The organism is Cryobacterium arcticum, from assembly GCF_003185895.1.
Lineage (GTDB): Bacteria > Actinomycetota > Actinomycetes > Actinomycetales > Microbacteriaceae > Cryobacterium > Cryobacterium arcticum.
In genome coordinates, this window is the sequence record NZ_QHLY01000009.1 from 62,124 (window position 1) to 73,316 (window position 11,193).

At 64.2% G+C, this 11,193-nt stretch carries 10 protein-coding genes and 1 tRNA gene; 4 read left to right on the top strand and 7 right to left on the bottom strand.

Going from position 1 to position 11,193, the window contains the following annotated elements; all coding sequences use genetic code 11:
• Nucleotides 1–204 precede the first annotated feature (204 nt).
• Both CTB96_RS08375 and CTB96_RS08380 read left to right on the top strand, forming a co-directional pair.
• On the top strand, nucleotides 205–1,518 hold the full coding sequence (locus tag CTB96_RS08375) for a UDP-glucose dehydrogenase family protein (RefSeq protein ID WP_110126475.1): 1,314 nt from the start codon (nucleotides 205–207) through the stop codon (nucleotides 1,516–1,518).
• Nucleotides 1,519–2,295, top strand: coding sequence for an HAD-IIB family hydrolase (locus tag CTB96_RS08380; RefSeq protein WP_110126476.1), 777 nt, complete (start codon nucleotides 1,519–1,521; stop codon nucleotides 2,293–2,295).
• A 288-nt stretch (nucleotides 2,296–2,583) separates the two neighbouring features.
• On the opposite strand, the gene galU is transcribed toward CTB96_RS08380, so the two are convergent.
• The 3 genes from galU to CTB96_RS20480 form a co-directional block, all read right to left on the bottom strand.
• The gene (gene galU / locus CTB96_RS08385; RefSeq protein WP_110126477.1) at nucleotides 2,584–3,480 is read right to left on the bottom strand and encodes a UTP--glucose-1-phosphate uridylyltransferase GalU; all 897 of its coding nucleotides are present in this window, start codon (nucleotides 3,478–3,480) and stop codon (nucleotides 2,584–2,586) included.
• Nucleotides 3,481–3,562: 82 nt separating this feature from the next.
• On the bottom strand, nucleotides 3,563–3,931 hold the full coding sequence (locus CTB96_RS08390; RefSeq protein ID WP_146215774.1) for a hypothetical protein: 369 nt from the start codon (nucleotides 3,929–3,931) through the stop codon (nucleotides 3,563–3,565).
• A 59-nt stretch (nucleotides 3,932–3,990) separates the two neighbouring features.
• The gene (locus CTB96_RS20480; RefSeq protein WP_181397198.1) at nucleotides 3,991–4,131 is read right to left on the bottom strand and encodes a hypothetical protein; all 141 of its coding nucleotides are present in this window, start codon (nucleotides 4,129–4,131) and stop codon (nucleotides 3,991–3,993) included.
• 150 nt (nucleotides 4,132–4,281) lie between these two features.
• Here CTB96_RS20480 and CTB96_RS08395 point away from each other — a divergent pair, with 150 nt between their 5' ends.
• Nucleotides 4,282–5,325, top strand: a complete 1,044-nt coding sequence (locus CTB96_RS08395) for an LCP family protein (protein WP_181397199.1) — start codon at nucleotides 4,282–4,284, stop codon at nucleotides 5,323–5,325.
• Nucleotides 5,326–5,328: 3 nt separating this feature from the next.
• Nucleotides 5,329–6,363: an LCP family protein gene (locus CTB96_RS08400; protein ID WP_110126480.1), complete on the top strand. Its 1,035-nt coding sequence runs from the start codon at nucleotides 5,329–5,331 to the stop codon at nucleotides 6,361–6,363.
• On the opposite strand, the gene CTB96_RS08405 is transcribed toward CTB96_RS08400, so the two are convergent.
• The 4 genes from CTB96_RS08405 to CTB96_RS08420 form a co-directional block, all read right to left on the bottom strand.
• Nucleotides 6,360–6,839 (bottom strand): VanZ family protein, encoded by a 480-nt coding sequence (locus CTB96_RS08405; protein ID WP_181397200.1) that lies wholly within the window; start codon nucleotides 6,837–6,839, stop codon nucleotides 6,360–6,362. The two genes, CTB96_RS08400 and CTB96_RS08405, sit on opposite strands and share 4 nt — an antisense overlap.
• Before the next feature lie 135 nt (nucleotides 6,840–6,974).
• A complete protein-coding gene (locus CTB96_RS08410; RefSeq protein ID WP_110126482.1) occupies nucleotides 6,975–8,459 on the bottom strand; it encodes a DHA2 family efflux MFS transporter permease subunit in 1,485 nt (494 codons plus the stop codon).
• 74 nt (nucleotides 8,460–8,533) lie between these two features.
• Nucleotides 8,534–8,607, bottom strand: a tRNA-Pro gene (locus CTB96_RS08415).
• Between the two features lie 73 nt (nucleotides 8,608–8,680).
• Entirely contained in the window at nucleotides 8,681–11,173 is a 2,493-nt protein-coding gene (locus tag CTB96_RS08420; RefSeq protein ID WP_181397201.1) for a transglycosylase domain-containing protein, read from the bottom strand.
• Between the last annotated feature and the right edge of the window lie 20 nt (nucleotides 11,174–11,193).

The following is an 11,193-nucleotide window of genomic DNA, read 5'->3' on the forward strand; positions in this document are numbered from 1 at the left end:
TCCGCTAGAGGCAACATCTTCCGACACTGTGTGAAGTTGCTAGCCAGGATGTAGAGCGTTAGGAAAGGCCCCGGACACAGTCCGGGGCCTTTTCTTAAGAAGAAATGCAATTACTGGGACGCGCAGGACGCTGCCCAACCACCAATCGTCGCCAACCGAGCAGCCCAGACGCTGCCGGTAGGCTTGTCTTATGGGGATCCAACTGTGAAGATTTCAGTCATTGGCTGTGGCTACCTCGGCGCCGTGCACGCATCGGCCATGGCCGAGCTTGGCCACGAGGTCGTAGGCATCGACGTCGACCCGGCCAAGATCGCGGCTCTCTCCGCGGGTAGAACCCCGTTCTTCGAGCCCGGTCTGCCCGAAGTTCTCACCTCCGCGACGGCCTCAGGCCGACTGCGTTTCAGCACCGACATCGCGGATGCGGCAGGTGCCACCGTGCATTTCGTGGCGGTGGGCACACCACAGAAGCAGGGTAGCCATGCCGCCGACCTTACGTACGTGAACGGCGCCGTGGAGGCCCTTCTGCCGTACCTTAATGCCGGGGATCTCATCGTCGGCAAGAGCACTGTGCCCGTGGGCACGGCTGCCCGCCTTGCCGACGTCATCGAGGCCTCGGGAACCGGTGCCGCCCTGGCCTGGAACCCCGAGTTCCTGCGAGAAGGATTCGCGGTGCAAGACACCATCAGCCCCGACCGCCTCGTCTACGGCGTGCCAGCCGGCGAAGCCGGCGAGCGTGCCGTCGCACAGCTGAACGAGGTCTACGCGTCGGCCATGGCCACTCAGACCCCGCTCGTCGTCACCGACTACGCCACCGCCGAACTCGTCAAGGTCGCCGCCAACGCGTTCCTGGCCACCAAGATCAGCTTCATCAACGCCATGGCCGAAATCGCCGAAGTCTCCGGCGCCGACGTCACCCAGCTCGCCGATGCCATCGGTTACGACGCGCGCATCGGACGCCGGTTCCTGAACGCCGGTGTGGGCTTTGGTGGCGGCTGCCTGCCCAAGGACATCCGCGCTTTCACCGCACGAGCTGAAGAGCTCGGCCGTGGTGAGTCCGTCGCGTTCCTCAAGGAAGTCGATTCCATCAACCTGCGCCGTCGGCAGCGTGTCGTCGACCTGGCGGTCAACGCACTCGACGGCAACGTGTTCAACGCCAAGGTCGCCGTGCTCGGTTTGAGCTTCAAGCCGCACTCCGACGACGTGCGGGACTCGCCGGCGCTTGACGTGGCCGTTCAGCTGCGCGGGCTCGGCGCCGACGTGGTCGCAACCGACCCGCAGGCGATCGAAAACTCTCGTTCGCGCCACCCGCAGTTGACCTACAATCTCGACATCGAAGCCACGCTCCGCGATGCCGCCGCTGTTGTACTGGTGACCGAATGGCCGGAATTCAAGGACATCGACCCCGTCTGGGCGGCCACCCTGGTGCAGACGCCTACGATTGTGGACGGGCGCAACACCCTCGACGCCGCCAAATGGCGCGCCGCCGGCTGGACATACTACGGATTGGGCCGCCCCTAGATGGCAACGCTTCACCCTCAACTGGTCGCTTTCGATCTTGACGACACCCTCGCACCGTCGAAGTCACCCATCGACCCGCGAATGGCCGAACTGCTCGTGCGCCTGTTGGGCGTCGCGCAGGTCTGCGTCATCTCCGGCGGACAATTCGCCCAGTTCACGATGCAGGTGATCGATAACCTCACGGATGTGGACTCCAAGGCGCTGACCCGGCTGCACCTGATGCCCACTTGCGGTACCCAGTACTACCGGTATGAAGACAGCGCGTGGACGCAGGTCTACGCCGAGAACCTGACCGACGATCAGAAGCAGCGTGCCCTGGCCGCTGTGGAAGAGACAGCCAAAGCGCTTGGCTATTGGGAGAGTGAAACGTGGGGTCCGATTCTCGAAGACCGCGGTTCGCAGATCACCTTCTCTGCGCTGGGCCAAGCTGCGCCAGTCGCGGCGAAGACCCAGTGGGATGTGGACGGCGCCAAGAAGACGGCCCTTCGCGAGGCTGTGCAGGCTCTGCTGCCCGACCTGGAAGTGCGCTCGGGCGGGTCGACTTCGGTCGACATCACCCGGCGCGGCATCGACAAGGCCTATGGCATGAACCGCTTGGCGGAACTGACCGGAATATCACTCGACGATATGCTCTTCGTCGGTGACAGGCTCGACGAGAACGGCAACGACTACCCGGTCAAGGCGCTCGGTGTCGACTGCGTCGCTGTCGAGGGCTGGGAAGACACTGCATCGTTCCTCGAAGCGCTTATTCCGACGCTGCAGACCGTTTCCTCGTAGCCGCAGTGCGCTGCGGGACTGACCTGTCCGAGTCCTGCAGCTGGTGCTCGTCGAGGCGTGAATACATCGCTGTGAGCGGTTTGGTGACTTCACGGTCGAACCAGTGCTGCAAGCGGGACTTGGGCAGGCGCAGTCGGATCATGGGCACATCCTCTTCGGGGAGCATGTCTAGTACGCGTCAGCGGGTCCAACGCGTACCCGCAGCAGGGTAAGTGCCGCGGGTGCTGCACAAGATACCCCGGTTAGCCCTTAAGCGGTGCTTCCCGCAACCGAACCCTCCGGATGCGCTTATGCGTCGAGTGTCTTGACGAACTCCTGGAGCCAGGGGCGCAGGTCTAAGCCGAGGTCGTCACGTTCAACGGCCAACTGCACGATGGCCTTGATGTAGTCCAGTCGGTCGCCGGTGTCGTAACGGCGGCCGCGGAAGATGACGCCATAGACCCCGCCGGTGTCGCCAGGGGTGGCCGCCATCTCCTGCAGGGCGTCGGTGAGCTGGATTTCGTTGCCTTTGCCCGGCGCGGTGCGCTCGAGTACCTCGAAGACCTCAGGGCGCAGCACATAGCGCCCGATGACGGCCAGGTTGGACGGGGCATCGGCGCTGTTGGGCTTTTCAACCAGGCCGGTGATTCGCACGACGTCGGGATCATCGGTGGCTTCGACCGCTGCCGCTCCGTAGAGGTGGATGCTGTCGGGGTCGACTTCGAGAAGCGCGACGATGCTGGTGTTGCGTTTCGCCTGCTCGGCAAGCATCTTCGCGAGCAGCGGGTCCCGGGGGTCGATAAGGTCGTCACCGAGCAACACCGCGAAGGGTTCCTGGCCGACGTGCATCTTGGCTCGTAGTACGGCGTGACCCAGGCCGTTCGGATCGCCCTGCCGCACATAATGCATGTCGGCCAGGGTCGTAGAGTGCAGCACGGCAGCAAGGCGTCCGTGGTCACCCTTCTTCACCAGCACGTCTTCGAGCTCTGTCATCCGGTCGAAGTGGTTCTCGAGCGCGTTCTTGTTTCGCCCGGTGATCATCAGGACGTCGGTCAGACCCGCGGCGACAGCTTCCTCCACGACGTACTGGATAGCCGGTTTGTCGACAACCGGCAGCATCTCCTTCGGCATCGCCTTCGTGGCCGGCAGGAATCGAGTTCCCATTCCGGCGGCGGGAATGACTGCTTTGGTGATTGCGTTGGCCATCTCACCATTAGGCCAGATTCAGGTTACGCAGAGGTTTCTTGCAGGTGCCGAGGTAGTTCCGAGGTGGTTCCGAGCGGCGGGTTTATTCAGCGAGGTCCGACGCGACCCGCTCACTCTGATCGGGGCAGCTCTTGGCGGCAGACTGCTCGAGAACCCGGTGGGCCAGTTCGATCCGGGATGCTTCGGAGAGGCCCTCTGTCGCGTACGTTGCCAAGACCTTGTCGACGGCAGCGTTCAGGTCGATGTCGGGGTTGTCGGTGAGGTTCGTGCAGACGACCTCGCTGTACAGGTTGACCATGGTCTTGGTCTGCTTGTCGAGCAGCTGGGGCTCAGTGAGCGGGGTGGCGGACTTCGTGGCCGTTGGTGTGGGCGAAGTGACCGGAGTGCTGGCGGCGCAGCCGGCGAGCAAGACTACTGCGAGAACGCAGGTGGCGGGGGCTAGAAGGCGCATCCGGAGAGCTTACCCACACTTCCCGGGTGAAAACGCTGGGAGAACGCGGGTGCCGGTAGTCACAATGCCCACACGACTACGGTGGCGGCGGCCACCGCACACACGGCCACGAAGATGATCTGGGCGGCCAGCATCCCGGCGCTGTATTCACGTCGTCGGTACCAGCGGCGAATCCGACGAGTCCGTCGGCGGATGCCCATGCGGCGACTATAGCGGCTCCGACCGGTATTTGTCCCCTAAATGAGGCACCCCAGTTCGAGAGTCAGCCGTACCCGGCAACCTATCCGGGGTGATGCCCTCGGTCTATGGTGTGCGCACCGCTACCCGTTCGGTCCGCAGGAGGCAACCCGATGCCCACAGTGCAGAGTATTTCGCCGCGCCATCAGGCGACGCCTCCGCCCGGGAGCAGGGCCTGGCGGATTGTCTTTTTGTGCTTCGGGGCTTTCGCTGTGGTCGTGCTCGGGATCGCCGCCCTCACGGTGTGGAATCTGTCGCGCAGCTTCGAATCCGTAGAGAAGATCCCGGATGCCTTCCCCGCCGACGATGCCGCTCGTCCACCGGTGTCGACTGGAGTTGCGGCCTCAGCGTTGAACTTTCTGCTTCTGGGTTCTGACACCCGCGGCGCCAGCTCCGGGTCCATCGCCAACATCAGCGGGCAACGATCCGACACCATCGTCATCGTGCACATTCCGGCTGATCGTCAGCAATTGTCGGTGATGTCGATACCGCGAGACAGTTGGTTGGAGATCCCGGGCTACGGCGAAGCCAAGATCAACGCGGCGTTGTCGTATGGCGGGGTGCCGTTGGCGGTGCAAACCGTGGAGGGGTTGATCGGTGCCCGCATCGACCACGTGGCGGTGGTTGATTTCTCCGGTTTCAAGGCGCTGACCGATGCGCTCGGCGGGGTGGACATCGACAACCCCGTTGCCTTCGACTCGTACCATTTGAAAGGCCACACCTTCGCTCAGGGGGCACAACACCTCGACGGTACCGAGGCGCTTGCGTTCGCCCGGGAGCGTTACGCCTTCGCCGACGGCGACTTCCAACGTGTGCGGAACCAGCAGCTGTTGATAAGTGCTCTGTTCACCGGACTCACCGACAGATCGACGCTCACCGACCCGGTCGCCATGAACGGGGCGATCCGGGCCCTGCAGACGCATATCGCTGTCGACAACGAGCTGAGTTCGGTCGACTTGGCGACGCTGGGCGTGGAGCTGGCAAACGTGCGGGCTGGCGACATCACCTTCTTCACGATTCCGACCGCTGGCACCGGGACGTCAGCTGATGGACAGTCGATCGTCAATCTGGATTGGGCGGCGCTGCCCGGGGTGCAAGATGCATTTTGGCTAGACAATCTCGGCGGTGTCGCCCCGCACCTGCAGGCCGCTGGTTAGCGTATGAGCGCGCAATCTGCACCGACGACGCTGACGGGGACGGGTGGAAAGCGCCGGGTCCGGCGAATCGTCGTGATTGTCCTCAGTATCGTCGCGGTGGTGGTGCTGGTGGTCACCGGCGTCACCGCCGGCAGCGTACTGGCCACCTTCCAAGCGGTGGAGAAGATCCCAAACGCGTTTCCGGCCGAGGCCGACCGGCCGCCGGTGACCAGCGGTGTAGCGGCGTCGTCGATGAATTTCCTGCTGCTGGGCTCCGACTCCCGCGGTGAGCACAAGGGCTCGCTTGCGGAGATCAACGGTCAGAACTCCGACACCCTCGTGGTCATGCATGTGCCCGCCGACCGCGATCAGATCACCGTGATGTCGATTCCCCGGGATACCTGGCTGGCAATTCCTGGACACGGCGAAGCCAAAGTGAGCGCCGCGATGTCGTGGGGCGGCGTTCCCCTCGCCGTACAGACCGTCGAGAGCCTGATCGACGCACGCATCGACCATGTGGCGGTGGTGGACTTCGGTGGATTCCAGGGGCTGACCGATGCGCTCGGCGGGGTGGACATCGACAATCCCATTGCCTTCGATTCGTTCTATTTGACGGGCCATGCGTTCCCGCAGGGCCCGCAGCACCTCACCGGAACCGAGGCTCTCGCCTTCGCCCGTGAGCGCGCCGCGTTCCCGGACGGCGACGTTCAGCGGGTTCACAATCAGCAGTTGTTGATCGCGGCGATTTTCGACGGCATCCTGGAGCAGGCCACCCTTACCGATCCGGGACGGGTGAGCGCCGTGATCGGCGCGGTCACCGAGCACCTGGCGGTCGATGACACCCTGGCTTCCACCGACCTGGTTGGTCTCGGCGTGGAGTTGCGGGAGGTGCGCGCCGACGACGTTACCTTTTTCACCATTCCGACCCTGGGCGCGGGAACCTCCCCAGACGGACAGGTGATGATCACCCTCGACCGGGCAGCGTTGCCGGCTGTGCAAGACGCGTTTCGATCTGACACTCTCGACGATCTCGCGGTCGGACTCAGGAGCGTCAGTTAGCTCGGGCCGGCAGTCGGTTGCGAGCTGGTGCTACTCCGGGCGGTGATGGTGGAGAGCACGACGAGTGCCAGCGCTGCCCCCACGGCGGCCCCGAGCGTATTCGCCAGCACGTCCACGAAGGTGGCGTATCTCGACGGCAAGAACACCAGCTGGCTCAGCTCGATGAGACAGCTCGCGCCGAAACCGATGAGGATGGCCACCCACCACCGGGCGCTGCCGAGCAGAATCACGCCGAGCATGCCAACCGGGAGGAAGAGCACGATGTTGGCGGAGAACTCGATCAGGGCATAGCTGAACCAATTAGGGACGCCATGATCGTGCAACTTGATCAGTATGCGCACGATCTGACGATTTGCGATTCGGTCGACCGGGGTGGGCCACAGTGCGATCAGCGCGAGAGCAACGAGATACAGAGAGCCCAGCCACAGAGCGGCACGTTGCAGGGCGGCGTGGCGTTGTCTTGCCAATGCGCTCACGCGACCTCCTCTGTGCTGCGAGGGCCACCCATGCGTGCCTATCGCGGGCGGACATCACCGTCAATAAGCCAATGCTCCACCCTAGCGAGGCATGCCTTCCGTTCAAAGCGGCGCGGCGCGCTCCCCAGATAACCGTCAGCGAACGCCGGGGGAGTCGACACGCTTGGGCAGCAGGAAAACGAGGAGTAGCGCAACCACGCTCAAGGCAGCGCTGACTGCCATGGCCAGGGTGGCGCTGTCAGTGAAGCCCTGTGCCACGGCGTCGGCACCGGGGCCGGCAACCACGAGGGTGCCGAAGAAGACGCTGCCGACCACCGCGATACCGGCTGCGCTGCCGACTCGCTGCATGACGCCCACGACGCCACTGGCCGCCCCGGCCTCCGCGCGATCCACGGTAGCAACGATGAACGCCACATTCGGCGCGATGAAGCAGCCGCTGCCGAGCCCGGCGATGAACAGCGGCGGCAGCAAGATCCAGTTGGTCAGGTCTGCCGGGGCGGTGAGCAGGAGCACCAACCAGATCCAGACCAGGCCGAGGGTGACCAGAGCTACGCCGGCGACAAGCACGGTACGGCCCAGCCGCTGGGTGAGGCGATTGCTCTGCGACGAAGCAATGATCGATCCGATGGCGAAGGGAATCGAGACCAGCCCAGACTCGAGCGCGGTGTGGCCGAGGCCCGCCTGCCAGAGAATCGAGATGGTGAAGAAGATGCTGGTGAACGCCGCGAAGTAAACCAGAGCGAGCACAACACCGCCGCTGAATGCGGGATGGGTGAACAAGTGCGGCGGCACGAGGGGGCTGTCACCCCGCTTGGCGACGGCCACTTCCCAGCCGCCGAATGCCACGATCAACAGCACGCCAGCCCCCAGGACGAGGTAGGTCCAGAGCGGCCAGCCCTGGTCCTGGCCTTCGATGAGCGGAACCAGGAGGGCCACGAGGCCGGCCGAGAGCAGCAGGAGGCCGATCAGATCGATGCGGGAAGCGGCGGGAGTACCGGCCTGCGAGGCCGCACCGGTACCGGAGGGCAGCAAGACGGCGGCGGCAATGAGGGCGACGACGCCGATCGGCAGGTTGACCCAGAAGACCAGGCGCCAGCCGTTCTCGGTGCCGAAGGCTTCGATGATCAGACCACCGACGATGGGGCCCAGAGCCGTGGACACACCGATGACCGAACCCATGATTGCAAAGGCCTTGCCACGAAAGCGCGGCGGGAACATCAGCTGGATGACGGCGGTGACGGCGGGCACGAAGATTCCGCCGGCCAGGCCCTGCACGACGCGGGCGATGATCAGCTGCAGGTCGTTCTGAGCAAGGCCGCAGGCAAGGCTGGCGGCCGTGAACAGGGCCAGGCCGGTGAAGAACACCCACTTATGGCCGATCCGGTCGCCGATGCGGCCGGCGGGGATAAGTGCAAGGCCGAATGCCAGGGCGTAGCCGGAGATGATCCAGGAGAGCGTTGCTTCGGAGGCATCCAGGCTGCTCTGAATCGTGGGAAGGGCCACATTGACGATCGTGGTGTCGAGCAGTGCCATGAACATGCCGGCCAGCAGAACGATGAGCGCCTGCCAGGCGCGCCGGGACACCGCCGGAGCGGCTGCGGAGGTGGGGGAGTCAGCCATGGTCGTTGGCCCTTCTGGCGCGAGACGTGAGAGAACAGAAAAACCCCCACTCGCATGAGTGGGGGTCTTTTCTGTCGGGGTAACAGGATTTGAACCTGCGACCTCGTCGTCCCGAACGACGCGCGCTACCAAGCTGCGCCATACCCCGATGGCCCTGTGGACCTCGACAAGTATAACCCCATCGGACCCAAGGGTTTCGACAGGCTCTACCCGAGAGTTGGCTACGGCGCCTTGTACTTGCCGATCACGACGACCACGGTTCCACCGGGTATGGCCGGACTGCCGGCCACCGGATTCATGACCAGCACCTTGCCGTCCTGGTTCTTGTCGCTGACGGTCTGATCCATGGTTGACACCGTGAACCCGTTCAGAGTTCCCTTTGCCTGGGGAAGCGACTGTCCCACCACGTCGGGCAGCAGCACCTGCGAGCCGTTGCTGGTGAAGACCGTGACCAGGCCACCGATGCTGGTGGAGTCGCCGCCGGCTGGTTCACTGCGCGCTATGGTGCCGGCGGGCAGTTCCGAATCGGTGACCCCGCCATCGAGGAAGCCGAAGCCGTCGGATTCGATTTCGTTCCGCGCCTGGTCGATCGACTGGCCGCGCACGTCGGGCACCGTCACCTGCACGCCCTGAACGAGATTGCTCGAGGCCTCGGCGAACTCATCGCCGCCGTACTTGGCGTTGGCGACACTCATGATGTCCGGCCACATCTTGTGCCGCGCCGTGGACGCCTGGCCACTCTCAAAGTAGGTGTTGCGCTGGTTTTTGTCGCCGGTGACGCTCACGACTCCCACCACAGTGGCGATTTTAGTGCTCGCGCCACTCATCCAGGTGTCCTTGTTGCCGTCGGTGGTTCCGGTCTTGCCGATCATCGGTACATGCGGGTACGTGTTGCCATTCGACGGCGAGGCTGTTCCGCTGGTCATGACCCGTTTCATCGCGTAGGCCATGCCCGCGGCAACGGCGGGCTCGACCGACTGCGTGCAGGTGGACGTCGGCGGTGCGATCTCGGCACCGTCGGCGCCGGTGATGCGGTCGATGACGATCGCGGAGCACGTGCTGCCGTTGTTGGCGATGCCGGCGAAGGCGACGGCCATGGTGAGCGGGGCGATCTCGTTGGTGCCGAGCACCGAGCTGGCACCCTGCTGCAGCGGGTCACCGTTGGCGCGGTGCACGCCGAACGCCTCGGCTGTCTGCCGGATCTTGCACAGGTCGAGCTTCTTGGCCATGCCGATGAACCCGGTATTGATCGAGCCGATGGTGGATTCCAGGGCGGTGTAGTTGCGCCCGCTCTCGTTGCTGTCGTTCTTGGGCGCGAAGCCGGCTCCGTAATTTTGCGGGCCATCGCAGCTGTCGGGGAAGGTGCCCCAGTCGGATTTCACCGACGAGTCCACCCGTTCGCCGAGGGCGTGGCCCTCTTTCAGCCACTCCGCCAGGGTGAAGACCTTGTAGGTGGAGCCGGGCTGGAAGCCCGAGGAACCGCCCTGGCTGAAGTCGGTGTTGTAGTTGATGCCCGTGTACTCCGGGCCCGGGGCGACTTCTTCCTGGGTGTAGATCTTGTTCTGCGCCATCGAGATGACCCGGCCGGTGCCGACCTGCACACTCGTGGCAACCCCGCCGACGTCCCACACCGCACCGGTGTAAGGGTCGGTGAAGGTCTGGGGCACGTTCTCGGCGAGGGCGGCTTCCGACGCCGACTGCATGTCGAGGTCGAGGGTGGTGTAGATCTGGTAACCGCCGCGGCGGAAGTTGAGCATGCGGGTGTCTTCGTCGGCGCCGAAGGTGGGATCCGTTTTGAGCACCTGTGTGACGTAGTCGCAGAAGTACGCAGCGCCGCCGGCGGTCTGGCAGCCCGTGCTGGGCTCCCGGATTACGGGCGCGATCACGCTGGCTACGGCAGCGTCGTGGTCTTCCTGGCTGATCTTCTCGTACTGGAGCATCTCGCCGAGAATGTAGTCGCGACGCACCTTGTTGTCGGCGTACCCGTTCGCGGCACCGTTGGTTTCGCTCTCGGGGTTGTCGAGACGGAACTTCTCCGGGTTGTTCACGATCGCGATGAGGCTGGCTGCCTGCGGCAGGGTGAGCGTGCCGGCCGAGGCGCTGTAGTAGTACTCGGCTGCGGCCTGAATGCCGTAGACGGTGCCGCCGAACCCGGTGATGTTCAGATAGCCCTGCAGAATCTCGTCTTTGGTGTACGTCTTTTCCACTCCGATGGCCAGTCGCATCTCCTTGAGCTTGCGTTCTGGGGTGGTTTTGGTCGCGTCCTTGAAGCAGGCATCGAGGGCTTCCTGGTCGCTGAGCACCTCGCACTTTTGCACGAGCACATTCTTGACGTACTGCTGGGTCACCGACGAGCCGCCGGATACGTCGCCGTCGCCGAAGGTCGACAATGCGCCGCGAATGGTGCCCTGCAGGTCTACGCCACCGTGCTCGTAGAACCGGGGGTCCTCGCCGGCGACGACGGCATCGCGCACGAACTGGCTCGTGGCTTGCAGCGGCACTTCCACGCGGTTCTGGTCATAGAACGATGCCAGCTTGTAGGGCGTGCCGTCGTTCTGCACGGCGTAAATGGAACTCACCTGCGACAGCTGGTCGATCTTCAGGTAGTTCGGCATGTTCTCGAAGACGTTGATCGTGCTCGTTGTGGCCAGGCTGGACACCGCGAGCGCCGGCGTGATCGCGACGGTGACCAACAGGCCGGCTGCAGCGCTCATGGCGACTATGCCAAAAAGCC

What these genes read in the sequence shown, in the direction of transcription:
- CTB96_RS20480 (WP_181397198.1), bottom strand. Translation starts at nt 4,131, where the DNA reads ATGGGCATCCGCCGACGGACTCGTCGGATTCGCCGCTGGTACCGACGA.
- CTB96_RS08380 (WP_110126476.1), top strand. Translation starts at nt 1,519, where the DNA reads ATGGCAACGCTTCACCCTCAACTGGTCGCTTTCGATCTTGACGACACC.
- CTB96_RS08410 (WP_110126482.1), bottom strand. Translation starts at nt 8,459, where the DNA reads ATGGCTGACTCCCCCACCTCCGCAGCCGCTCCGGCGGTGTCCCGGCGC.
- galU (WP_110126477.1), bottom strand. Translation starts at nt 3,480, where the DNA reads ATGGCCAACGCAATCACCAAAGCAGTCATTCCCGCCGCCGGAATGGGA.
- CTB96_RS08390 (WP_146215774.1), bottom strand. Translation starts at nt 3,931, where the DNA reads ATGCGCCTTCTAGCCCCCGCCACCTGCGTTCTCGCAGTAGTCTTGCTC.
- CTB96_RS08420 (WP_181397201.1), bottom strand. Translation starts at nt 11,173, where the DNA reads ATGAGCGCTGCAGCCGGCCTGTTGGTCACCGTCGCGATCACGCCGGCG.
- CTB96_RS08400 (WP_110126480.1), top strand. Translation starts at nt 5,329, where the DNA reads ATGAGCGCGCAATCTGCACCGACGACGCTGACGGGGACGGGTGGAAAG.
- CTB96_RS08395 (WP_181397199.1), top strand. Translation starts at nt 4,282, where the DNA reads ATGCCCACAGTGCAGAGTATTTCGCCGCGCCATCAGGCGACGCCTCCG.